Source organism: Novosphingobium taihuense (assembly GCF_007830315.1).
GTDB lineage: Bacteria > Pseudomonadota > Alphaproteobacteria > Sphingomonadales > Sphingomonadaceae > Novosphingobium > Novosphingobium taihuense.
Genome location: NZ_VLKJ01000003.1, coordinates 354,118 through 377,995, shown reverse-complemented (window position 1 = coordinate 377,995; position 23,878 = coordinate 354,118). Strand labels below are relative to the sequence as shown.

Below are 23,878 nucleotides of genomic sequence, written 5' to 3'. Positions count from 1 at the left end.
CTGCCCCCAAGGATTCCCAATACTACCTGTATCCGCGCCTTTACCCAAATTGCAGCGTACCAACGTCGACAATTCCCCCGCCCCCGTCTGCCGACAATGTGGCTCCGGTTACAAATGCTGCATCACTTGAGCACAGGAAGGCAACGATGGCGGCGATCTCTGCCGGTTCGGCCATCCGGCGCAAGGGATAGACTTTGACCATATCGCGGGCGAGGGCGTCAGCGCTTATGCCTTTGAGGGCGGCAATATCCGCAATAGCACGCTCTGCCATCTCGGTTCTGACCCAGCCGGGGCAAAGGGCGTTGCAGCGGATGTTTTCGGGGCCATAGTCATGAGCGATTGACCGATTGAGGCCGAGCATTCCTGCCTTAGTGGTCAGGTAGGACACATAGGAGGGCGCACCGGCAAGCGCCGCCACGGATGCCAACAGCAGAATTGCTCCGCCATCGCGCCTGCGCATCGCCGGGATCGAAGCCCGGGCGGCGAGCATCGCGCCTTCAAGATTGACTTCGAATACTCGGCGCCAGTCTCCCAGAGAGACAGTTTCCACCGATCCGAACAGTTCGATGCCGGCGTTGGCGACCAGCACATCCAGACCGCCGAAACGTTCTTCTGCTTCGGCGACGGCGCGTGCCAGATCGTCGAGCGAGGCGGTATCACCGATTACGGCATGACCTCCACACACCTCGGCAACGGCGCGCAGCGGTGCCTCGCGGCGTCCCATCACCACGACCTTGCCACCTTCATCCGCAATCCGTCTGGCGGAGGCCGCGCCAATGCCGCTGCCGCCACCGGTGATGAGGGCGACCTTGCCCGCAAAGCGTCCCTCCACCATCAGCCGATAACCGTGAGCGGCGTAGTAAAGACGATCGAGGAACGCGCTATGTCGATGAACTGCGCCTCGTCCTGTGCCAGCCGTGCCTGCGCTTGCGCAGCCGCAGGATCGGTGTTGCCGCGCACGAGGTCTTCGGGAGTGTCAAAGGTGATCGCCGCCACGCCGTCGAAAGGTTCGGCTGTGTTGCGCATTGCCTGCATCTGCGCTGCAACCTCGGCCAGTGCGCCGTGGTTCTGGACGTAGCGCACGATCCGAAGCGTATCGGCGAGCGACTTCACCAGTTCAGCATGAGGTCCGCGCCAGTAGGCCGCAAAATCTTCGCGGTTCATTCCGGGCTTGCGATGAAGGCAGTAGTGGATCGTGATCATTGCACGGCTCTCCCGGTTTCTATGAAGCTGTGATGCCGCCATCGACGAGGTGCGCAGAGCCCGTGACGGATCGTGCATCGCCGGAAAGCAGGAAGGCAGTCATCGCTGCGACATCGTCGGGCGTGGCACAGTGCCCCGTGGCATGGCGTGCATCGAGATCTGCCCAGATCGCCTGGTCTTTGAGTTCAGCGAGCGTCAGCGGCGTGCGGACATAGGTCGGGCACACGGCGTTGCAGCGCACGCCTTGCGCGCCGTATTCAAGTGCAACGGTCTTTGTCAGGCCGACAACGCCGTGCTTGGCCGCCACATAAGCCGCCGTCCCCGCCTGACCGATGAAGCCGCAGATCGACGACATGTTGACGATTGCCCCGCCGCCGTTTGCGATCAGGTGCGGAAGCTCTGCCCGCATCGAATAGAACACGCCCGACAGGTTGATCGCGATGGTACGGTCCCACCAGTCGAGCGGATAGTCGGCCGACGGCACGAATGGTCCGCCCACGCCCGCATTGTTGACTGCACCATCAAGCTTGCCTCGCCAGCTGACGACATCCGCGATGGCCCTGTGCATCGCCGCCGGGTCCGATACATCCGCCGCAAAGGCCTTGGCGCCTTGCACCTGCCCGGCAACGCGCGCAGCTGCCTGTGGGTCGAGGTCGATGACCCCAACCTCCGCCCCTTCGGACGCCAGCCGCGCGACGATCGCCGCGCCAAGGCCAGATCCGCCCCCCGTTACCGCGATGACCTTTCCCATGAACCGCATTGCAGAGCCCTCAGTTTGTCAGGGTCATTCCGCCATCGACGACAGGTTGACGATGGAGCCGGGTCCGCTCTTCGCCATCAGCGGAATGGCGTGTTTGCATCCCAGAATGGTACCGTCGACATTGACCGCGAAGATGCGGTGCAAGTCGGCAAGGTCAATACGTTCGATATCCTCGCCGCCCTTGCTGCTGGCGATACCGGCATTGTTGACCAGAGCATCAAGCCCGCCGAAATCACGGGCAATCGCGGCAATGACGGCAGTCCAACCGGCTTCGGACGAGACATCCAGCCGGTAGAAATGCCCGCCGATCTCGCTGGCCAGTGCCGCGCCGGCAACTTCGGCAATGTCAGCGACCAGCACGACCGCGCCTTCTTCTGCAAGCCGCCGGGCGATGGCAGCGCCAAGCCCGGTAGCCCCGCCAGTGACCAGCACGCGCTTGGCCTGCACGCGCCCGGTCACGGAATGATGGCCGTCATCTGGCCGAACACGCCTCCGTCTTCGAGCGCCGCGCGCATGACTTTCGGCCCCACGACCGACGTCGCTGGCTGGAAGCCGACTGCGCGCTGGCGGTTCTTGAGCAGCGTGTCGATCGTGGTGACGCCGATCAGGCCGGTCATTACATAACCGGTCACTCCCCACGTCGCGGTGGAACGGGCCACCAGCGTGCCGCGACCATGGCAGGTGAACAGCACCCGGTGCTGGCTGTAGTCCTCGCGCGGCATATCGCCTTGCGGTGCGATTTCCATGGCCCAGGCATTGGTGGCGGCTTCCTGCTCCTCGGCGGAAAGATGCGCGTACTTTTCGGCAAACTCCTGCATTTTGGGCACGAGCATCGCCATCAGGCCCTGATTGCGGAACGTGACCAGCGTCGAACAATTTATGACGCGGTCGTCGTGTTCGTAGAACAGCGATTCACCGCCGCCGCTCCATGGCAGGGCAGTCAACACCTGATGCACCCCCGGCACGTTGACTGGATAATGTGCGCCGGCTGGCCAAGGCGTCATGACGTTGTCGACAAGGCGCAGCTGCGGTTGGCAGCACATGCGCATGAAGCTGAGCGTCGATGCGGCAGACGGGACACCGTGCAGCGTGTAGAGAATGTCCACGCTATCGACACCGGGCTTGTCCAGCACCGATTCCGCCGCCAGCAAACCCGATACCCACATCGACGATGTTGCAGGCGCAAGCACCAGCCCCTTGTCGGCAAAGGCCTTGCCGTACGAGTCGCGCAGGTGGATCTTCCAGTCCTGCTCGCCCGTCGCGTCAAGGTAGTGGCACCCTGCTGCCAGCGCCGCGCGCACGACAGGCTCGCCAAACTGCATGTAAGGGCCAACGAGGTTGTGGACGACTTTCCGGCCATGCAGCAACTGGGTCAAGGCCGCTTCATCGTGCGCCACCTCCACGATCTCGTAGCGCGCGCCCTTCAGTTCGGGCTGTGCGTCAATCCGGGCTTTCAGGCGCGCTGCATTTCGTCCTGCGGCGATGAACGGGATGCCAAGCTCGGCCAGCTTCCACATGACATGCTCGCCCGTATAGCCGCTGGCACCATATAGGACGACTTCGATGTCGTTCATGCATCTTCTCCTTGTTCGGTATGGATTGTTGCGCCTTCAGCAGAGAAAGCCTCGAGCAGGTGGCGTTCCTGCGGCTTTTCCGAGGCGGTCTTGGGGATCTGGCTGACCACTTGCAGGTACGTCGGCACCATGTTGCGTTCGAGCTTGGCGCGGGCCCATGCGAACAGGCTTGCAGGCGCATAGGAGTCCGTCGGCACGATAGCTGCGACCACGTCCTTCTCGCCCGGTGCCCCGCCGCGTGACGGCACGCCGTAGACGAAGATGTCGTCCACGCCGGGGTGTTCGCCCAGCACGCGCTCGATGAAGGCAGGATTCACGAACTCGCCATTGCGGCGGATTCCACCACCCTTGCGGTATTCGTAGAAGATCCAGCCATCTGCATCCATGCGGGCCATGTCGCCCGACAGCAGCCAGCCATCGCGGACCTTTCTCGCCGATGCTGCGGGGTTGTTGTGATAGGTGACAGGCGGGAACGGCGCCCCCTCCAGACGGAAGCACAATTCGCCCACTTCGCCATGGGGAAGTTCGTTGCCAGCTTCGTCCATGATGCTGGCAAGCAGGCCGGGAGCGGGCTTGCCGCAACTGCCGATCGGACCTTCGCCGGGCCGGTTGATCGACATCCCGCCTTCCATGGCACCATAGAATTCGAAGATGTCCACGCCGAAGCGCTCGGCGAACTCTTCCCACAGTGCGGCGGGCATTCCGGCAGAGATTACCAGCCGGACCGGGTTGTCGGAATCATGGTGCTTGCGCGGTTCGGCATGAATGGCAGTCACCATTCCTCCGAGCAGCGAGAACGTCGTGCAGCCGTGCTGGCGGACGATGTCCCACAGGCGCGATTTGCTGAACTTGCGGCTGATCACCGCGCGCAGCCCCATCTTGAGCGATGGTGCCAGCGTAACGAACTGGGCGTTGCCGTGGGTCAACGACAGCCCGGTGTACGGCCGGTCGCCTGCACGATAGCCGAACACCGCTTCGCCGTGACCAGAGACCGCGCCAAAGCGCCCGTGCGGCACCACGATACCCTTGGGATCCCCGGTCGTGCCTGAGGTATACATGAGCTGCATCGGCTCGGCTTCCGAGTGCACGGCGACCGCCAGCAACGGATCTGGGAGCGGGGCCGCGAGCCAGTTTCCGATGGCATGACAAGGCACCGGCAACGTGTTGTCTGCCAGTTCGCCGACCAGCGCGACCCAGCCGATGTCGGGGCAGTCGGGCAAGGCCTCGACCAGGCCATCGACCGAGTAGCCGGCGCAGACCACGCCGCGAGAGTCACTGTCGCGCAGCATGTAGGCCAGTTTTGCCCCTCGCGTGCGCGGGTCGATCGGCACGATCACGGTGCCAAGGATGGCCGAGGCGACCATGAGTTCAACAAATTCGGGATGGTTCTGGATCAGGAGGGCGAAGCGATCGCCCTTGCGTAGGCCAAGCGCCTTGAGGCCTGCGGCGATGCGCTGCGCATTTTCCCATAGCTCGCGGAAGGTGAGCGTCTCGGTTTCACCCTCGCTTTCGAAGGTGAGCACGTCGAGATCGGGCAGCGCCGCAGCCTGTGCGGCCACGAGGTTTGCGATGATCAGCGGGTTGGGTTCGGACATGGCACTTACCGCTCGAGAATGGTGACGCACAGCGCCGCGACGTCACCGTTGATGTAGCCACCACCGTTCTCGGCCAGACCAACGCGCGCGCCTTCGACCTGGCGGGCGCCCGAGCGCCCGGACAGCTGTTCGTAAAGCTCTACGATCTGCGCGATGCCGGTCGCACCGATGGGATGGCCTTTTCTCAGCAAGCCTCCCGACGGGTTGACGACCGTGCGCCCTCCCCCGCCCAGCGCGGTCAGCCCCGCTTCGATCACGCGGCCACCCTCGCCAACCGGGCATAACCCAAGGTACTCGGTGTGGAGGATTTCCGACGAAGCCGACGCGTCGTGCAGTTCGACGACGTCAATGTCGTCCGCGCCAAGCCCTGCTTCGTCATAGGCCCGGCCGATCAGCTCGTGGAACACCAGCGACTCCCGTCCTTCGGGATAGTCCCAGCTTGTGCCCAGCACGCTGGCCGTGATCCTGACCGGGTCGGTGATCCCCAATTCGCGAGCCTTGCGTTCGCTCACGAGCAGAACGGCCGCGGCGCCGTCACCGATTGGCGAACACATCGGCAAGGTCAGCGGCCAGACGATCTCACGGGCCGCTAGAACCTCTTCGACCGTTGTCACATCGCGGAATTGTGCGCGCGGATTGTGCGCGCCGTGGCGCGAGTTCTTCGCAGGTACGGCGGCAAGCTGTTCGCGCGTCGTGCCATAGGCCTTCATGTGTGCAACCGCTTCGGTCGCGTAGATGTCCATGAACAGCGAACGCGAAGCGGCACCGGCGATATCGCCCTCCAGGCCCACCGCTTTCATCTTGCCGTCGACCAGCGCTGCAAGACCGTCCATGTCGGTCACATCGACAGCGCCCGAGAACACTGAGAACGTGCGGGCCTTGTCCTCGTGGACCAGCTTCTCATAGCCCACCGCCAGCACCACGTCATAAAGGCCTGCAGTAACCATCGCAGCGGCCTGGTTAAGCGCGGTGGAAGCCGTTGCGCACGCGTTCTCGACGTTGATCACCGGGATGCCGCCGATACCGAGAGACCGCAGCACGACTTCTCCGGGCACGCAGACCTGTCCGGTGATCGTCCCGGCAGCAGCGTTGCCCATGTATGCTGCTTCGATGTCTGCGGTTTCGAGGCCGGCATCGGCAAGTGCGGCTTTGATGGCCTCGCCCGCAAGGTCCTTCAGGGTGCGCGCGGGGAACTTGCCGAAAGCGGTCATCCCGCCTCCGGCAATGATGGCATTGGTCTTCATCGGAATTACTCCGCGATAGGAGGCTTCAAAGCAGGTCGGGGTCCATCATCTGATACCCGCCCTTGATCGACAGGATTTCGTTGCAGCCGTCCTCGATCATCGAGGCGCGGGCATCGCGCAGGATCTTCTCGATGGGATATTCGCGCGTGTTGCCGTTGCCGCCGAGCATCTGCAGTGCATCGGACGCCACTTCGAAAGCGGTCTGGGTTGCGGTCACCTTGGTCGCCATCGCTGATTGCAGCGACGGCATGGGCGATGTCATGTTGTAGAGCGCTACCCGCCGAACCAGCGCACGCGAAGCTTCGACCTTGCGGTACATGTGGAACAGGCTCTTCGCCACGGACTGATGGCGATAGATCGGCACGCCGCCCTGTTTGCGCTCATGCGCGTATTTCCATGCTATCTCGAACGAAGCGCGGGCAGAGCCCGTCCAGATCGCGCCCATCTGGCCGTTGGCTTCACAATGAATGGCATAGACGGCCCGCTGGAACTCTTCAGGGCCCGCGATGATGTGGTCTGCAGACAGTTCCACGTTATCGAAGAATATCTCGCCCTGCGGAAGCGGTCGCTGGCCGAGCTTGTCGATGAACTTGCCCCGGCTGACGCCCTTGGCATTCATTGGCACCAGCATGACGACGCCGTTCTCGGGATCGGGTCCATTGCCGCGATCTGCCGCCGAATAGAGCACGCAGACATCGGCAATCGGGCCGTTGGAAACCCAGGCGGACTTCTGCCCGTTGAGGATCACCTTGTTCCCGTCGATCCTGGCGACGCAGTTAGGCCGGCCGTATTTGCCCTGCGGGTGGAAGATCTGCTTCGAAGGATCGAGTGAATCCGAACCATGGTCGGGCTCGGTGATGGCCCAGCAGCCAATCAGGTCCACCGGGAAGCGTTGCAGCAAGTGCTGCTTGCCGAACATCAGCGCCAGCAGCGGCGGCAACTGGCAGGCGCCGATCGTCACCGACAGTCCGCCATCGCCCCAGCCGAACTCTTCCATGATGATCGGCAGGACCTTGCCCAGTTCCGCCGGCGGCAGTTCGCCGAGCGTGACCGGATTGATCTCCAGCGCGAGATACTTGGGTCGGAACTCGGTGTAGTAGATCGAATCCTTCTTCAGGATTTCGTCCTGGGTCATCCGGTCGAGCTTCTCCCCGACCGGGCGCATCACATCGCGGGCGAAGGCGTGCGCCATGTCCTGGAATGCGGTCTCGGTGTCTGACAGGGGCGGCTCGGCCCCGGTCATGCCCAATTTGACCCTTGGCTGTGACGGCCAGGAAAGCGGGCCTGCCAGAGGAGCTTCTACGTCTTGCATGGTGGCCATTTCCTGTGCCCCGCTCAGAAATTCACGCGGCCGGTGACCGACCATTCGCGCGGGCGGCTGTAGGTGCCGTAAGTGACCCCGCCCGCAACTTGGTTCTGTCCGGTCGTAAGGTAGCGCTCGTCGGTCAGGTTGGTGACGCCGGCTGCCAGTTCCCAGTTCTTGTCAGGCGCGCGGTACGTGATCGATGCATTGGCAACATCGGTCGCCGGACGTTTGAGCAGCAGGGTGTTCTCGGTGTCGTTGAACAGCGAGCTGGTGTGCGTGTAGTCCGCCGAAACCATGAGGTCGCCATGATCGCCGAGCCCGATGCGATACTGCGGATTGAACGTCAGCTTCCATTCCGGCGTCTTGGGCAGGCGTGAATTCAGCGTCACCCCGGTCACGAACGGCGAAAGCGAAGTGTACTTTGCATGAGTATAGCCGATGCCCGCCGAGAACGTGAGATCAGCGACTGGCCGCGCCTGGAACTCCGCCTCGAACCCGTAGATCTCGGCCTCGCCGGCGTTCTGCAGGGTAGGCGATGTCCCGATCTGGAAATTGAGCTGGATGCCCTTGTACTTGGTATAGAAGCCAGAGACATTGAGCTGAGCTTTGCGATCGGCAAACTCCGACTTCACGCCCATTTCCCAGGTCGTCGCCTTTTCCGGGCCGAACGTTGGCGCAGGCGTGCCAACCGGCTGCGGTGTGGTCAGGCGCGTGGTCCAGCCACCGGTCTTGTAGCCTTTGGCGAACGAGGCATAGATCATCACGTCGGGCGTGACCTTGAGTTCAAGCCCGATCTTGGGCGAGAAGTTGTTGAAGCTCTGCTTAAATCCGCCAGCAGGCGCGACCGGATAGACCTGCGTGATGTTGGTGCCGCTGGGATAGCAGAACAGGCCTGGCGGAATCCCCTGAAGCGAAGGCACGGCTGCGCCATTGTTGCACAGCGATTGCCGCGCCGCTTCATCGACCGTGTAATAGCCGTTCAGCTTGTAGAAGATGCCGTTCGGGTCGGACTGCAGCCCGGTAAAGGTCTTCTTCTCGTGCGTGTAGCGGCCGCCCAGCGTGATGCTGAACTGGTCGTTGAACTTGTAGTTGAGGTGCGCATATCCGGCATAGTTCTTGGTGCCGAGATAGTTCTGGCCGTCGATCTGCAGCAGCCCGCCCGGGAAGGTGACGAGATCGTGCAGGTTGCCGCTTTCGTCGAAATAGTAGGCTCCGAGGACATAGGTAAGCTTGTCATCCATCGCCGCGCCGGTCAGCTGCAATTCCTCGCTGAACTGCTTCTGGTTCATGTCGAACGAGGTTTGCAGGATCGGCAGCGGCGAACCATCCTCGTCCTGCGCTGATTGCCAGTGCAATTCCCGGTAGCCCGTCACCGATTTCAGCTGCGCAGCGCCCAGATCCCATTCGAACGTCAGCGATCCGCCATAGCTGCGCAGGCGCGAGAAGTTGTTGCCCGTAGCGTAGCTGTCGTCGATGTCCCTGGTCAGGAACTGGTCACCGTAGAACAGCGTCGGGCTGGTGGCGACCAAGCCCCCCAGATTAGTGCCCTGGACAATGTTGTTGCAGATCCCGGCCATTGCAAAAGGCGGCAGAGCGCCGGCAATGCAGCCGTTATAAAGCGGGCCGAAGACGTTGCTCGGATCGGCAGGATTGGTGTGGGTCTTGATGACGGTCGATGCGACGCCGTTGTTGTCCTGATGCAGGTAGTCGCCCGCAAGTGTGACGGTCACATCGGGCGTGGCCTCCCACAACAGCTTGCCGCGAATGCTGTATTGGTCCTCACCACCGAAACGGTCTGGACGCTTGTTGCCGAAGTAGTTGAAGTTGTCGGCAATCACGCCCGAAGCAAAACCGGGGAACGCAATCTGACGCTGGTAGCCGTCATTCTTCTTGGTCGAGAAGCTGAACGCGCTGAACAGTTTGTTACTGATCGGCACATTGACCGTGCCCTTGGTGTCGATACGTCCGAAGCGGCCTGCCGTAACCTCAAGACGTCCGCCAAACTCCTTGGCCGGACGGCGCGTGACGATCGAAATCGCACCGCCAATGGTGTTGCGGCCGAACAGATCTCCCTGCGGGCCCTTGAGGATTTCCACGCGCTCGATGTCGAGCAGGTCCTGGTTAGCGCCGACGGAACGGGCGAGATAGACGCCGTCAAGGTAGACGCCGACGCCGGGGTCGAGGTTGAATGCGAAATCGTTCTGGCCGATGCCGCGAATGAACGCCGAGAGCACCGAGGACGAGCCGGAAAACGGCGTTCCGGCATCGAGCGTCACGTTCGGGGCAAGGTTGCCCATTGCGGTGACGTCGGAAATGCCACGCGCCTGTAGCGCGTCAGCGGTGAATGCGGTGATCGAAATGGGAACGTCCTGCACGTTCTCTGCGCGCTTCTGCGCGGTGACGATGATCTCGCCGATCCCGCCGCTGTCCTGTGCCTCTTGCGCCTGCGGTTCATCCGCGGCGAGCGCCGCTTCGGGTGCGAATGCAAGGGCCGATGCGCCACAAAGCAGCGCGGCAAATAGGTTCCGGGTGTTGCGAAGATCGCGCATTTTCAGACTTCCCCTCTCACACCGCGCGGTCTTGTGGCCGCGTCGCTGCGTCTGGACGGCCCTGTGCCGCCTTTCGAGAGTGATAGTCCTCTCAATCGCTGCCAGCGTCTCGGCAGGTTCGGCCCTAATGCTATGCAAAAACGGAACAACTATGCGCTTTGTGACTTTTTCAGGTGAAGATGGATGCTCGGAGCACCCCATAATTTATAACTAACCATATGATATATCTTATTTTTATAGCGCCTGCCTTCAAGCGGGCATAAATGTAGCCTTGCGAAAAAGTACGCTGTTGATCATTCTTGTTCCCGCAAATGGGCTGGGGACGAGGTGCGGCGCGATGCCAAACAAGTCGGACAGATCGATCAAGCCGGTCAGGATCGCGGGCAATGCCGTTCAATGGGCACAGGGCTTGTCACGGATCTTTGTCGAACTGGAATTTTCCCAGATCGACCCTGCACAACGCCTGGTCGGACTGATGTATGATTATCCCTTCGGCGACCTCAGGTTCATTCGCGCGATCACCAAGGGCGGCCCGCACCGGGTCATCCGCTCGCCCCGGATGATCGAGGAATCCTCTCACAACAACTTCTTTATCGGCTGCATCCTGGCGGGCAAGGCCAACCTGTCGCAGGCAGGCCATGTCGCCGCTCTGGAACGGGGCGATCTGGCGATTCTGGACAGCACCCGCAGCTATGAAATCGATGTGCCGAGTAGCTTCGACGCGCTGTGGGTCCGTGTTCCGCGCTACAGGATCGAAGGCCGTTTGACCTCGACCGAGCAAATCATGTCGCAGCGCATCAACGGGTCTGCCGGGATCGGCCATCTTGCCTCGGTCATGCTGCGCTCTGCGCTCAAGGAGGCGTCGCGCATCAGCACTACAGACGCCAACCGAATAGCCAACTCCCTGCTTGATCTGCTGGGGCTGAGCCTCGCATGCGAGTTTGCCGCGGCGCCTTCAAGAGCCACCGGGCGGCATTCGACGTTGCGACGCATCCAGCAGCATATCGACGAAAATCTCGATGACGAGACGATCTCGCTCGAAACCATAGCGGCGGCCCACTCTCTGAGCCCAAGATACGTCAATAAGCTTTTCGAGCGTGAAGGCGTGTCAACTGCAAGATGGATAAGGATGCGCAGGCTGGAGCGCTGTCGCGCCGATCTGGAGAATCACGAGAAGCGCCATCTCTCGATCAGCGAGATCGCCTTCAATCACGGCTTCGGCAACATCAGCAGTTTCAACCGCGCCTTCAAGGCGCGGTTCAATGTTGCGCCAACAACCCTGCGCACAAGATAAGTGGCATGCTCGCCCAGGCGAGAGCATTGGTTCGGACGGTCAGGGCTAGCGATCAGGGATGTCGATCAGGGACGCTGGGCAGCCATCGATCTGCCGATGCAACTTTGGCAGCGACTGGTTTCCGGGTGGCTCGTGAAGAACAAGTTTGCTCAACCCAAATGGCCGCGGGCCTCTGGTTCAGGTTGGCGCTGCCAGGTGCGCACGATTGCGCGCCGTGACGGACTGGCAGCCGCGATCACCACGCGCCCACAGCACATTGCCAGCACTGACACAACATGCACCCGGCCGATGTCGGAAAGCTCGGCATTTTGCTGAGCAGGCAATTGCGCAAGGAGGGGCGCGAGCTGCGTCAGTCGTAAAAGTGGCCCTTGCCGGAAGATGTTGCTGTGAACGACAGCCACATTCAGAGCCGCAGCTCAAAGTCCGTGTTGGCAGAACCAGCGAGCGCCGCAACCGATGCAGCTCTCTCTTTTGTTTGGAAATGGCGCACCCGACAGGATTCGAACCTGTGGCCTTTGCCTTCGGAGGGCAACGCTCTATCCAGCTGAGCTACGGGTGCCTGGACCGGGAAGGCACCTAGCAGCGCCTTTGCATGCTTGCCAGCGATTTTGTGCAGGTTTGGGGATAGCGGCAAACGAGCTTAGCAATTTGGTAGCGCCCCGGCAGCTACACAAGCGCCATGCACGCAACGCCTTCCTCTGCCAGCGATTCGCCCACTGCCCTGCCTGCCAGGGCTGGAAGAGCCGAATTCGGTCATGCCTCGGGCAATGCCATGTCGATGAAGTGGTCGGCCCTGCACGATGCTGCGGCCGTTGTCTGTACGCTGGCCGGCCTGCAGCCCGAACCGCGCAAACCCGAAGTGCGCAACTTTCCGGCGATCATGCGCGATACCGGTGGCTGGCGGTGCGAACTCGCCAAGCAGGGCGTCGACGATCTGGCCGCGATCATGGAGCCCGGTCTTGCCGCGCTACTGGCGGTTTCGGCAAGGGGACAGTCTCCGGCGGCTGCGGCGACGGCGCTGTGGCATGAGTTTCTGGTGGCGCGGGCCGGATTGCTCACGCTGATCCCTCCACTCGGAATAAAGCGCCGACCCTAACCGCCCCAACTGGCGCAGTGGGGATCGAGGCCGACCAGATGGCGGCGCAGCGAGGCTCGGGCCAGCCGTTCGACTTCGGCTTTGCGCCTTGCGGCCGCCAGGGGAATCGTCGGCGCGGGCCGCAGGATCTCGGCGTCATAGCCATCGGCGACGATGACCCCGCACGCGTGGGGCAGGAAATCTTCGGTTTCGAGCACAGCGCGATCGAGGTGGGGCGCGAGGCCCCAGTAGAACCGGTCGCAATGATCGAGATAATCGGTCCACTTGCCATCGCCGAGCAGGTCGGCACGGCTGACCTTGATCTCGACGATCACCACCTGCCCCTTGGCATCGATGCCCATCAGATCGGCGCGGCGGCCCGAGCGCAGCAGCATCTCCGGCAGGCACCAGATATCGTTGCGCGCGAACAGGCGGCATATGCCGCGCGCTACGGCGCGGGACTCGCGTTCGACAACATCAGAAGTGGCTCCAAGACCGGCGGCAGCTGATTCGATCATGCCGCCAGCCTAAGAACAAATGTCGAACACGTAAAGCGCTTACCAGATGCCGAGCGTCTGGACGAAGAGCCACACACCGGTGGCGACTAGCAGGGCGGCAGCGATCATGCGGACCACATCGAGCGGCACGCGCTTGATCAGTTCACTGCCGAAGAACACCGCAGGGACATTGGCGATCATCATGCCGAGAGTGGTGCCAGCGGTGACAGCCAAGGCATCGTTGAACCGTGCGCCGAGCGCGATCGTGGCAATCTGCGTCTTGTCTCCCATCTCGACGATGAAGAAGGCGACCAGCGTGGTGAGGAAGGCGCCGTAGCGCGAGGGCTTGGGCGCTTCGTCCTCGTCCATCTTGTCTGGCACGAGCGTCCACAGGCCCATCGCGACGAAGCCGATGGCGACGGCGAAGCGGAACCACTGGCCATCGAGGTAGGCGGCAGCAGTCGCGCCGAGCAGCGCGGCGAGGAAATGGTTTGCGAGCGTGGCGGCAAGGATGCCGAGCACGATCGGCAGCGGGCGCTTGAACCGCGTGGCGAGGATGATCGCGAGCAATTGCGTCTTGTCGCCGATCTCGGCGAGCGCAACGATCGCGGTGGAAGTGGTAAAGGCTTCGAACATGAACAATTCCGGGGCCGGGCGGAGCGATCAGGCCAACGACAACGTACCCCTCCGCCCGGCCCGGGCGATGGGTTCGCTGTCATTGGTCTCGCCCGGTGGACCTGAAGGTCCTGCCGCCTGCGCCATGGTCTCTCGACCAAGCATGTTGGCGCTGAGGGCCGCTGTGAAAGCGGTGGCTACTCCCCAAGTGACGTAAGGGCGCGTTAGCCACCTATGGCGCGCGAAGCAAGGCCGGGTTATGGGCGCGGCCAGACACCAGCCGGCAACCGATGCCTGATGAGGGACCGAAGGTGAAGCAAATTGCCATAACCGCTGCTGCCTGTTGCATCGCGCTGCCAGCATCGGCGGAAGAGAACCCGCTGACGCTCTCGGCTTCGGCACGGCTGCGCGTGGAATCGATCGATGGGCAGTTCCGTCCTGCACCCGCCCCTGCAAACGACACGATGGTATCGCTGCGGACAGAGTTGGCGGCCAGCTATGACACGGGACCTGTGCGCTTCAATGCCGAGCTGTGGGATGCCCGGGCGTGGGGGCAGGATGCGCGGTCTTCGGCCAATAGCGGAGAGGTGAACGCGCTGGAACTGGTGCAAGCCAACATAGCAGTCAAGCTGGGCGAGAAGAATGCGTTGACCCTGGGGCGATATACGCTCGATCTCGGCAACCGGCGCATGGTGGCGCGGCAGCGGTTTCGGAACACGACCAACGCCTTTACCGGAGCACATTTTGCGCTCGATGGAGGCAAGGGACGCAGCCTCGACCTGATGTTCGCCCTCCCCCACCAGCGCCTGCCCGACGACGTGGAAGGGATTCGTGACGACCGGGTGCAGTGGGATCGCGAGAACTTTGACGTCGTGTTCTTCGGCGCACACGGCACGCTGCCTCAGGTGCTCGGGGGAACGTTGCAGCCCTATGCCTTCGGGCTGATCGAGCGCGATGGCGCGAGGCTGGCGACGACGAACCGGCGGATCGGCATGGTGGGGGCGCGGCATTTCGTGAAGGCGAGCTCGGGAGCGTGGGACCACGACCTCGAAGGCGCAGTGCAGTTCGGCAAGGCGCGACGGACGGCGGGGGCGGCGGACCGGACCGACCTCGATGTCTTCGCGTGGTTCGTCCACGTCGATGCGGGATATACCTTTGCGGGGGGCTGGAAGCCGCGCGTGGTGGCGATGTTCGATGCCGCGAGCGGGGACAAGGGCAAGGCCGGCAAGTTCACGCGGTTCGACACGCTCTATTCCGCGCGGCGCTTCGAGTTCGGTCCAAACGGGCTTTATGGGCCGTTCCGGCGGAGCAACATCGTGTCGCCTTCACTGCGGCTGGAAGTGACGCCTTCGAAGCGGACCGATGCCTTCCTGGCGTGGCGCACGGCCTGGGCAGAGAACCGTCGCGACCAGTTTGCCGCGACGGGCGTTCGCGATGCGAGCGGGGCTTCGGGCAGCTTGGGCGGGCACCAGATCGAGGGACGTGTGCGGCACTGGATCGTGCCGGGAACACTGCAACTGGATACCGGCGCGGCCGTGCTGTTCAAGCGCGAGTTGCTGCGTGATGCGCCCAATGCTCCGCCGACCGGCAATACGACCTATGGCTACATCGACCTGACGCTGACGCTCTGACGCTCAGCAAGGTCTTGCAGGATCGCGTGCTTCTGCGCAGGCGATGCAGTGAACCATGCGGTGATTTCCGCAAGCGTACGGTGGCAGCCAAGGCACTGCGTGTTTACCGGATCGATCTTGCAGACGCCGGTACACGGACTGGGCGGGTCGGCGAGGCTCACCGGACAGACTTTTCCGCCGAAAGCCGCGTCATCAGCAGCGCGGCACGCTTGGCCTGGGTCCAGATGCTGGGCACGTCGACCGTTTCGCCCGGCGCGTGGTCGCCGGTGGAGTGGGGGCCGAGGCCGACAAGGCCGTCGACATATGCGGCGATGAAGCTGATATCCCCTGCCCCGCGCTTCATCGGATCGAGCGGCTGCATCTCGGGCAGGCCGAGCGTGGCGTTGACCGTGTTCAGCCTGGCCAGCAGCGCCTTGTTGCCTGCGGTCGGGGCCATCGGCGGGTAGCCTTCGCTGAAGGTGATCTTCGCCGACGTGACGCCGGGGTAGCTGCGCGCTGTGATCCACTCCATCTTGCGCATTGCGGCGGCGTTCTGTTCGGGACTGAGCGTGCGCAGATCGCCGCGGGCGACGACCTTGCTGGCGATGATGTTGGTCTTGCCCTGGGCCGAGACGTGGGCGTTGTCTTCCGCCACTTCGGCTTCGGCACCGCCCGCGATCAGGCCGACGTTGAGGGTGAGGTATGGCTCGGGTAGTTCCTCGCGGAAGGCGTTCACGATCTTGGCTGCGGCATAGATCGCACCATCGCCTGCGTGCGCGCCCCAGATGCCACTGGAGTGGCCGGACTTGGCTTCCACGATCAGCGACCAGCTTTGCGAAGAGCGACGGGCGATGGAGCCCATGTCACGCCCGTCCTCGCGGCTCAGGCCTTCGAAATCGAGCGCGACATCGGCGGCCTTGGCTGCGGCGACGAGATCGGCGCGGGCGACTTCGGTGGGGGAGCCGGCCTCTTCCTCGTCGCCGGTGAGGAAGACTTCGATATTGGCGCCCTTGAGCGTACCTGCGGCATGCATGGCGCGGACCGCGGCAAGGATCACGGCAATGCCACCCTTGTCATCGCCAACGCCGGGGCCGGTCGCCTTGTCGCCGTTGAGGACATAGGTCTGGAAGGGGGAATCGGGCTCGAACACGGTATCGAGGTGGCCGATCAGCAGGAGCTTCTTCGCACCCTTGCGGCCCTTGTGCGTGAGGACGAGGTGCCCTGCCCGGCCGGTCTGCTCCATCGGAATCCAGCGCGAGGTGAAGCCCAGCGCCGTAAATTCGGGCACGACGATGTCGCGCACCTTGCGCACGCCTTCGAGATTGCGGCTGCCCGAGTTCTGGTTGACCATGGTTTCGAGGAACTTGAGCGTGCGGGCCTGTTCGGCATCGATGGTGGCAACCATCTTTGCCTCGGCCCCTTTTGGCGCGGCTTGCGCGTTGGCCGGAGCAAGGGCCAGAGCTGCCACCATACCTATCGTGAAACGCATCGACCCACTCCTTTTGCAGTCACGTTGGCGAGGTGCAAGACGCCTTGCAACCGCCTTTTGCCCGAATTTCCTTGCCTTATCGGGAACTCGTCCCTATGTGCAGCGCAGCAAGACCGGCGGCGGGCAATCCGCTGCAATCCGGGTGCTGGCGTGAGATTTCGCTCTCGAAGCAGAAATCCGCCCCGGACGAACGGTCTCTGCCCCGCCCGCTTCCCCTTTCACGCATGGGTCGCACGATCGACCCCGCTCGTGCCTTATCGGCGCTTGCGCATAGCGAACTCCCTTTGCGCGTCGGCTTTTTACCGATGCGCTGACGAAAGCATATTCATGTCCTTTTTTGCTGAACTCGGCCTTGCCGAACCCATTCTCCGCGCCCTCGAAACCAAGGGCTACAACGATCCCACGCCGATCCAGCGCCAGGCGATCCCGGCCCTGCTGCAGGGCCGCGACCTGCTCGGCATCGCGCAGACCGGCACCGGAAAGACCGCAGCCTTCGCGCTGCCTTCGCTGCACCGCCTTGCCGCCAACCCGATCGAGCGCAAGCCGGCCTCGTGCCGCATGCTGATCCTTTCGCCGACCCGCGAACTGGCCGCGCAGATTGCCGACAACATCGAGGGCTATGCCCGCAACCTGCGCATTTCGGTGGCTTGCGTGTTCGGTGGCGTACCCATCGGCAAGCAGGCACGCCGCCTCGTTCCGGGCATCGATATTCTCGTCGCCACGCCGGGCCGCCTGCTCGACCTCATCGACCAGCGCGCGCTGACGCTCTCGCGCACCGAGATCTTCGTGCTCGACGAAGCTGACCAGATGATGGACCTCGGCTTCATCCACGCATTGAAGCGCGTGGCCAACCTCCTGCCCAAGACGCGCCAGAGCCTGTTCTTCTCGGCCACGATGCCCAAGGCGATCGAGGACCTGGGCAAGCAGTTCATCGTCAATCCGGTGCGCGTCGAAGTCGCCCCCAACTCGACCACGGCCGAGCGTGTCGAACAGTACGTCACCTTCGTCAATCAGGCCGAGAAGCAGGCGCTGCTCACCCTGCGCATCCGCAATCTCCTTGCCACCAAGGAACTCGACCGCGCACTGGTGTTCACCCGCACCAAGCACGGCGCCGACCGCGTGGTGCGCCACCTATCGTCCGCCGGGATCGACGCCCGCGCCATCCACGGCAACAAGAGCCAGGCGCAGCGCACCGCCGCGCTGGAGGCGTTCCGCCAGGGTTCGTGCCCGGTGCTGGTCGCCACCGACATCGCCGCACGCGGGATCGACGTTTCGGGCGTGAGCCACGTGTTCAACTTCGAACTGCCCAACGTGCCCGAGCAGTACGTCCACCGCATCGGCCGCACCGCGCGCGCCGGGGCTGACGGCATTGCGATGAGCTTCTGCGCGCCCGACGAGAAGCCCTATCTCAAGGACATCGAGAAGCTGACGCGGCTGAAGATCGACACCATGGCTCTGCCTGAGAACTTCATGGCCGAAGCCGCCAAGCTCCCTGCCCCCAGCCGCAAGCCGGAAGAGCAGGAACGTGATGCCCGCCACGATGCCCGCGCCCAGCGTGGCAACGGTGGCCGTGGCGGTAGCGGTGACAACCGCGGCGGCCAGCCCCGTGGCGACAAGCGTGGCAACCAGAACTTCGGTGGCAAGGCGCAGGGCCGCGACGGCCGTCCGCGCGACACCTCGCCGCGTCATGAACGCCGCGATGGCGCTCAGGGCGATCGCGGCCCCGTGCGCAATCCGGTGCTCGAGGCAACCGTCAACGGTGGCGAGCGTGACCCGAACCAGCCGCGCAACTTCCGTCCGCGTGGCGCTCCGGGCGTTGGCGCGCACCGCAACAAGGTCCGCCGCGCCAGCTGAGCTGCTCGGCACTGACTAACAAAAAGGCCCGCTTCCTTGCCGGAAGCGGGCCTTTTGCGTTTCAGCGATCAGGACCGGTCAGGCGAGTGCGGCCTTGAGGTCCTCGACCAGATCGGTGCGCTCCCACGGGAAGAAGTCGCCCTCGGCCTTGCGGCCAAAGTGGCCGTAGGCGGCGGTCGGCTGGTAGATCGGCTTGTTGAGCCCCAGATGCGTGCGGATCGCGCGCGGTGTCAGGCCGCCGAGCTTGGCGATGCCGAGGATCGCCTGTTCGATCTTGTCGTCGCCGACCGTGCCGGTGTCATGCGTGTCGACATAGAGCGACAGGGGCTTGGACACGCCGATGGCATAGGCGATCTGGATGGTGCAGCGCGTGGCGAGGCCTGCTGCGACCACGTTCTTGGCGAGATAGCGGGTGATATAGGCTGCCGAACGGTCAACCTTCGTCGGATCCTTGCCCGAGAACGCGCCGCCGCCGTGCGGGGCTGCACCGCCATAGGTGTCGACGATGATCTTGCGGCCGGTAAGACCGGCGTCGCCGTCAGGACCGCCAATCTCGAAGCTGCCGGTGGGGTTGATGAAGTATTCGGTCTCACGCAGCAGGACCGGCGGGATCACTTCGGCGATCACGCCCTTGACGTAGGTCTCGAGCTGGGCGCGCTTGGCCGGGTCGTTCTCGTCATAACCGGCCTTGTGCTGGGTCGAGACGACGATGGCGGTGGCGGCGACGGGGAGCGAGCCTTCGTAGCGCAGGGTGACCTGGCTCTTGGCATCGGGTTCGAGGAAGGGCGCTGCGCCCGAGTGGCGGTCGGCGGCCATGCGCTCGAGAATCTTGTGGCTGTAGTAGAGCGTCGCCGGCATCAGGCCCGGGGTTTCATCAGTGGCGTAGCCGAACATGATGCCCTGGTCGCCCGCGCCCTCGTCCTTGTTCTCACCGGCATCGACGCCTTGCGCAATATGGGCGGACTGGCCGTGGAGGCGATTGATGAATTCGAACTTCTCCCAATGGAATCCGTCCTGCGCATAGCCGATGCGCTTGACCGTCTGGCGCACGGTCTTCTCGATCTCTTCCTGCGCGCCCGGGGCCCATTCACCGTTCTCGTAGACGCCCTTGCAGCGGATTTCACCGGCGAGCACGACGAGTTGCGTGGTCGTCAGCGTTTCGCAGGCGATGCGCGCTTCGGGGTCCTTCGACAGGAACAGGTCGACGATGGCGTCGCTGATCTGGTCGGCGACCTTGTCCGGGTGGCCTTCGGAAACGCTTTCGGAAGTGAACAGATAGTCGGTGCGCATTGGAAGTCCTATGCCAGGTGGGCTTAAGTCATCCGGGCCCTATGCTTGGATGCCCGCAATATAAAGAAAGCTTTATGTCCCGCTCGCTTAGCGTTTCCGTGTAGCACTTGCAACCAGCGCAACGAAAAGAAGGACTACTGCCCAGCCAAGCGCGAGCATGTTGCCGGTGCGCGCGAACAGGGTGGGCGCATGGGCGGGCGGCACCTTGCCATCGAGCCGTCCTGCGCGCTGCGGCGGGATGAACTGGCGCACGACGCCATCGGCATCGACCACGGCGCTGATCCCGGTAGTCGTGGCGCGCAGGACCGGAAGGCCCTCCTCGATTGCCCGCATCCTCGCCTGAGCCAGGTGCTGCGGCGGCCCCCAGGCACCGAACCAGCCGTCGTTCGAGGGGTTGAACAGGTAGTCGGGGCGATTTGCGCGATCGACGACCTGGCCTGAAAAGATGATCTCGTAGCAGATCTGGAAGCCTGCCTTGCCCCAGCCACCTTGCGCGGGGGGGCCGAAGTCAACCGTGCGCGGTCCCGGTCCGGAGAAGAAATCGAGGCTGCCTGCGACCAGCCGCGAAAGGCCGAGCGGCTCGAGAATATCGCGCATGGGCAGGTATTCGCCATAGGGCACGAGATGGGACTTGGCGTACGAGCCGCGGATCGTGCCGGACGAATCGAGCGCGGTCACCACGTTCCACGCGCCGATGACCTTGCGTCCCTTCATCGCAAGGTCGGTGGTACCGGTGAGCAACAGGCCACCGTTACCCGCAACGCGGCCGAGACGTTCGCGGGCCAGCACCGGGTCGGAGGCATAGGTCGTCTCGTCGTACCAGAACTGGGCGTAGCCGGGGCGGAGAAAATCGGGGACGCCGCTTTCGGGCCAGAGCACCAGCCGCTTCTCGCCGGGCTTGCGGGCGAGCGAGAGCATGGCGGTCTGGCGGAACTGGTTCTCGAAGTTTGCAGGATCGGCGAGCAGCTCCTGGCGTACGTCGGGCTGGACCAGCGTGAACGGCAAGGTGCCCTCGCGGCGCTCGCCATGCAGGGGCAGGACCATCAGCAACGCGGGGCCGAGCGCGTATGCGCCTGCGGCCCACTTTGTCCCCTGCCGCCACGCCCTGAGCGCGAAAAGCCACCAGCCCGCTAGCAGCACGACAAGGCCGGACAGCGCATATGTACCGGTCCATTGCGCCGCCAGCGCGAGGCCGGGACGCTCGAACTCGCCGAGCGTGACCATGGCCAGCGGATTCCACGCAAAGCCGGTGAAGAGCCACGAGCGCAGCCACTCGGCCACGATCCAGCTTGCAGCAAAGGCAGGCAGAAGCATGGCGCGGCGGGTGTTCGCCAGCCACCAGCCCGCCCATGTGGCGAGCGCGGGAAAGACCGCGAGATAGAGTGCCAGCAGGAACACCGCGATCCAGCCAAGCCATGCAGGCATCTCGGCCTGATAGGTGAAGGCGGTCGCAATCCAGCCATTGCCGACGGTGAAGTGCCCGACCCCGAACAGCCATCCGGCAAGCATGGCCTGACGCCAGGTCTTCACCACGTGCAGGCGATGAATCAGGAACGCGAAGGCAGCCAGCGTCAGCGGCCATAATCCCAATGGCTGGAACCCGCAGGCGGCCAGACCACCGGCGGCAATGGTCAGCAGGGAATCGCGGGGGATCGGGCGAAGGGGGAAGCGGAAGCTGCTCATGCCCCCCTGCTATGGGGCTGGCCGGTGCTGCCCGCAAGCCTTGCAGGCCGTCAGGTCACTTCCCTTGCCTCGCCCATCCCGAGCTTGTCGGAAGATGTTGGCCCCGGACGTGCCGAGGCCGCAGAGATCTGGTGGAAATCTCTGCGGCCTCGCGTTCTCTCAAAATGGAATGGCCTCAGCCCTCTGCCGGTGCGGTGGCCTCGGGCAAGGGGTTCTTGCGAGGGCGACCGCGCTTCTTGGGCGCGGGTGCCGGTGCCTCGTCGGCAGTCTCGGGGGCGACCACGGGGGCGGGAGCAGGTGCTTCCGGCTCGGGCTCGCTACGGGTGCTGATCGAGGGCGGCAGGAACGAGGCGTCGAGCGTGGCAGGTGCCTCGTCTTCAGCCGTGCGGCGCGGGCGACGCTCGGTTCGCGGACGCAAGCCACGACCGGCGCGGCTTTCGCGGACGAACGGGTTGTCGGCAACCTCGGCAATCGGCTCGCCCTCGATGGCGGGGACGCCTTCACCGGGAAGACGCTCTTCCATGGCAACTTCGGCCTCAGCCTCGCGGCTGCGGCTGCGGTCGAACCGGCGGTTCTCGCGGCGGCCTTCGTTACGATCCTCGCGGGGGCGGTCTTCGCGGGCTTCGCGAGGACGCTCGTCGCGCTGGCGAGGCTCGCCGCGATCTTCGCGCTGCCTGTCGTCGCGGGGCCTGTCTTCGCGGGGACGCTCGTCACGGGCACGATCTTCGCGCTGCGGGCGATCATCACGCTGGCGGCTTTCGCTGCGATCTTCGCGCTCGTGGCGGGTTGAGCTCGGGCGGTCGAATGCCGGGAAATCGCCTTCGACGCTGAAGTCGTCGCCGTTGTCGTCGGTTTCCTGCTCCTGCCAGCGTTCGCCATTGGGGCGAGCGCGCTGTTCTTCCTGGCGGACGCGGGTGTCGGCGATCACGCGGAAGTAGTGGTCGGCGAACTGCAGATAGTATTCGGCCTGCACGCGATCACCGTTGAGGTGAGCGTCCTGCGCAAGCTTGCGATACTTCTCCAGCATCTGCGGGGCATTGCCCCTTGCGCGGCTGTCGATCCGGTTGAGCTGCTGACCACCGTTCTGCGGGCGATTGTTGTTGCCCCGACCGCGACGGCGGTTGTTACCACGATTGTTATTCAACTCAGGCACTTCCTTAAATGGGGCGGCCTCTCGTAAAGCTTGAGCAACCCGTATGCCGCGCAACCCTCCGCCACCGGTCCGCATCATGCGAATCGGGGTTCCCAGCATCTGCGCTCGTCCCGGCCCCGTTGGCCGATATTCCCTGCAAATGGTGGAGCTGGCCGGGACGGGAAGCCTTCGTCCGTCCCCTGCCTGTAAACACAATTAGTAGGCCGCAGGTCCCTTGCCAAGAGGAATATTGGTAATTCGCGCCATTTCCACCGCCCTTTTTCTTGACGCAAGATCGCAATGGACACCCGCGCTCATCCCGGCGGCCTGCGCCAGAGCCGATACGGCATCGGCCTGCAACCAGCCGATCTCGACAATCGCGATGCCATCTGCGGCCAGCAGGCCTGGCAGTTGCGGGATCAGAATGCGGTAGTCGTCGAGCCCTTCCGGTCCGGAAAAGAGCGCCGACGCGGGCTCGTGCGCGCGGACCGAGGCGGCCAGTTCGGCAGCGTCCTCGACATAGGGCGGGTTGGACAGGACAAGATCGAACTGGCCCAGATCGTCGGCCCAGCCCGATATCGTCCAGTCGCCTGCGAGGAACCGTGCGGCGGGCGCGTGGCGCTCGCCATTGGCCTTCGCAACAGCGAGCGCGCCAGGGGAGCGTTCGATGCCGATCCCTTCCGCATCGGGCCACAGCGACAGCGCTGCAAGCAGCAACGCGCCCGAGCCCGTGCCGAGATCGAGGATGCGGCGGGGCGGACTGCGATCGGCAAAGGCCTCGCGCGCGGCTTCGACGAGGGTTTCGGTATCGCCGCGCGGGATCAGCACATCAGGCGTGACGGCGAGATCGAGACCGTAGAACTCCGCAGTGCCGGTGATGTAGGCGACAGGTTCGTGGGTGAGGCGGCGTTCAACGAGCTGGGCGAACGCTGCCGGAGCCTCGGCCTGCATATGCCGCAGCAGCAGGTCGGTGCGGCTGCAGCCGAGCGCGTGGGCCATCAGCAGTTCGGCATCGAGGCGCGCGGTATCGCTTGTGGCGGACAGGCGCTCGGTGGCGATGCGGAGGGCGGCGGCGATGGTCCCTCCACCCATGCAGTCAGCCATCCCC

General features: G+C 63.8%; 21 protein-coding genes, 1 tRNA gene and 1 riboswitch. Of the genes, 4 read left to right on the top strand and 18 right to left on the bottom strand.

Annotation, left to right across the window (positions count from 1 at the left end):
• Positions 1-40: 40 nt before the first annotated feature.
• From IQ25_RS09010 to IQ25_RS08970, 9 genes are all read right to left on the bottom strand, one after another.
• Positions 41-835: an SDR family NAD(P)-dependent oxidoreductase gene (locus IQ25_RS09010; protein WP_144904912.1), complete on the bottom strand. Its 795-nt coding sequence runs from the start codon at positions 833-835 to the stop codon at positions 41-43.
• A complete protein-coding gene (locus IQ25_RS09005) occupies positions 835-1,203 on the bottom strand; it encodes an EthD domain-containing protein (protein WP_158637714.1) in 369 nt (122 codons plus the stop codon). The genes IQ25_RS09010 and IQ25_RS09005 overlap by 1 nt, the downstream gene beginning before the upstream one ends.
• A gap of 19 nt (positions 1,204-1,222) precedes the next feature.
• Positions 1,223-1,954 carry an SDR family NAD(P)-dependent oxidoreductase gene (locus tag IQ25_RS09000; protein ID WP_220094538.1) on the bottom strand — a complete coding sequence of 244 codons (732 nt, stop codon included), beginning with the start codon at positions 1,952-1,954 and terminating at the stop codon, positions 1,223-1,225.
• A 33-nt stretch (positions 1,955-1,987) separates the two neighbouring features.
• Positions 1,988-2,422, bottom strand: coding sequence for an SDR family NAD(P)-dependent oxidoreductase (locus tag IQ25_RS21005; RefSeq protein ID WP_158637713.1), 435 nt, complete (start codon positions 2,420-2,422; stop codon positions 1,988-1,990).
• Positions 2,419-3,537, bottom strand: a complete 1,119-nt coding sequence (locus IQ25_RS08990) for a DUF5938 domain-containing protein (protein WP_144904904.1) — start codon at positions 3,535-3,537, stop codon at positions 2,419-2,421. Before IQ25_RS08990 ends, IQ25_RS21005 begins: the two co-directional genes overlap by 4 nt.
• Positions 3,534-5,132, bottom strand: coding sequence for an AMP-binding protein (locus IQ25_RS08985; RefSeq protein WP_144904902.1), 1,599 nt, complete (start codon positions 5,130-5,132; stop codon positions 3,534-3,536). The genes IQ25_RS08990 and IQ25_RS08985 overlap by 4 nt, the downstream gene beginning before the upstream one ends.
• Positions 5,133-5,137: 5 nt before the next feature.
• On the bottom strand, positions 5,138-6,376 hold the full coding sequence (locus IQ25_RS08980) for a thiolase family protein (RefSeq protein WP_144904900.1): 1,239 nt from the start codon (positions 6,374-6,376) through the stop codon (positions 5,138-5,140).
• 25 nt (positions 6,377-6,401) lie between these two features.
• The gene (locus IQ25_RS08975) at positions 6,402-7,619 is read right to left on the bottom strand and encodes an acyl-CoA dehydrogenase family protein (protein WP_220094537.1); all 1,218 of its coding nucleotides are present in this window, start codon (positions 7,617-7,619) and stop codon (positions 6,402-6,404) included.
• Between the two features lie 92 nt (positions 7,620-7,711).
• Positions 7,712-10,231, bottom strand: coding sequence for a TonB-dependent receptor (locus tag IQ25_RS08970; protein WP_144904896.1), 2,520 nt, complete (start codon positions 10,229-10,231; stop codon positions 7,712-7,714).
• Positions 10,232-10,568: 337 nt separating this feature from the next.
• On the opposite strand from IQ25_RS08970, the gene IQ25_RS08965 reads away from it, so the two are divergent.
• The gene (locus IQ25_RS08965; protein ID WP_144904894.1) at positions 10,569-11,525 is read left to right on the top strand and encodes a helix-turn-helix domain-containing protein; all 957 of its coding nucleotides are present in this window, start codon (positions 10,569-10,571) and stop codon (positions 11,523-11,525) included.
• Positions 11,526-12,007: 482 nt separating this feature from the next.
• Here the strand turns inward: IQ25_RS08965 and IQ25_RS08960 are convergent.
• Positions 12,008-12,084, bottom strand: a tRNA-Arg gene (locus IQ25_RS08960).
• 120 nt (positions 12,085-12,204) lie between these two features.
• Here IQ25_RS08960 and IQ25_RS08955 point away from each other — a divergent pair.
• Positions 12,205-12,621 (top strand): hypothetical protein, encoded by a 417-nt coding sequence (locus IQ25_RS08955; RefSeq protein ID WP_144904893.1) that lies wholly within the window; start codon positions 12,205-12,207, stop codon positions 12,619-12,621.
• On the opposite strand, the gene IQ25_RS08950 is transcribed toward IQ25_RS08955, so the two are convergent.
• Both IQ25_RS08950 and IQ25_RS08945 read right to left on the bottom strand, forming a co-directional pair.
• The gene (locus tag IQ25_RS08950) at positions 12,618-13,118 is read right to left on the bottom strand and encodes an MmcB family DNA repair protein (protein ID WP_144904892.1); all 501 of its coding nucleotides are present in this window, start codon (positions 13,116-13,118) and stop codon (positions 12,618-12,620) included. The genes IQ25_RS08955 and IQ25_RS08950 overlap by 4 nt on opposite strands.
• Before the next feature lie 39 nt (positions 13,119-13,157).
• Positions 13,158-13,733 carry a TMEM165/GDT1 family protein gene (locus IQ25_RS08945; protein ID WP_144904891.1) on the bottom strand — a complete coding sequence of 192 codons (576 nt, stop codon included), beginning with the start codon at positions 13,731-13,733 and terminating at the stop codon, positions 13,158-13,160.
• 11 nt (positions 13,734-13,744) lie between these two features.
• Positions 13,745-13,931, bottom strand: a riboswitch (yybP-ykoY riboswitch).
• Between the two features lie 92 nt (positions 13,932-14,023).
• Between IQ25_RS08945 and IQ25_RS08940 the strand changes: the two genes are divergently transcribed.
• The gene (locus tag IQ25_RS08940) at positions 14,024-15,343 is read left to right on the top strand and encodes an alginate export family protein (RefSeq protein ID WP_144904890.1); all 1,320 of its coding nucleotides are present in this window, start codon (positions 14,024-14,026) and stop codon (positions 15,341-15,343) included.
• Here the strand turns inward: IQ25_RS08940 and IQ25_RS08935 are convergent.
• A complete protein-coding gene (locus tag IQ25_RS08935) occupies positions 15,316-15,504 on the bottom strand; it encodes a DUF1289 domain-containing protein (RefSeq protein WP_144904889.1) in 189 nt (62 codons plus the stop codon). The two genes, IQ25_RS08940 and IQ25_RS08935, sit on opposite strands and share 28 nt — an antisense overlap.
• The gene (locus IQ25_RS08930; protein ID WP_144904888.1) at positions 15,501-16,811 is read right to left on the bottom strand and encodes a M20/M25/M40 family metallo-hydrolase; all 1,311 of its coding nucleotides are present in this window, start codon (positions 16,809-16,811) and stop codon (positions 15,501-15,503) included. Before IQ25_RS08930 ends, IQ25_RS08935 begins: the two co-directional genes overlap by 4 nt.
• A gap of 327 nt (positions 16,812-17,138) precedes the next feature.
• Here IQ25_RS08930 and IQ25_RS08925 point away from each other — a divergent pair, with 327 nt between their 5' ends.
• Positions 17,139-18,665 carry a DEAD/DEAH box helicase gene (locus tag IQ25_RS08925; RefSeq protein ID WP_144904887.1) on the top strand — a complete coding sequence of 509 codons (1,527 nt, stop codon included), beginning with the start codon at positions 17,139-17,141 and terminating at the stop codon, positions 18,663-18,665.
• A gap of 78 nt (positions 18,666-18,743) precedes the next feature.
• Here the strand turns inward: IQ25_RS08925 and metK are convergent, their stop codons facing one another.
• The 4 genes from metK to prmC all read right to left on the bottom strand — a co-directional run bounded on the left by metK (position 18,744) and on the right by prmC (position 23,874).
• Positions 18,744-19,955, bottom strand: coding sequence for a methionine adenosyltransferase (gene metK, locus IQ25_RS08920; protein ID WP_144904884.1), 1,212 nt, complete (start codon positions 19,953-19,955; stop codon positions 18,744-18,746).
• A gap of 87 nt (positions 19,956-20,042) precedes the next feature.
• Entirely contained in the window at positions 20,043-21,638 is a 1,596-nt protein-coding gene (lnt, locus tag IQ25_RS08915; protein ID WP_144904882.1) for an apolipoprotein N-acyltransferase, read from the bottom strand.
• A gap of 175 nt (positions 21,639-21,813) precedes the next feature.
• Complete coding sequence (locus tag IQ25_RS08910; protein ID WP_258536992.1) at positions 21,814-22,791, bottom strand: DUF4167 domain-containing protein; 978 nt, start codon at positions 22,789-22,791, stop codon at positions 21,814-21,816.
• Positions 22,792-22,986: 195 nt separating this feature from the next.
• Complete coding sequence (gene prmC / locus IQ25_RS08905) at positions 22,987-23,874, bottom strand: peptide chain release factor N(5)-glutamine methyltransferase (protein WP_246415696.1); 888 nt, start codon at positions 23,872-23,874, stop codon at positions 22,987-22,989.
• Between the last annotated feature and the right edge of the window lie 4 nt (positions 23,875-23,878).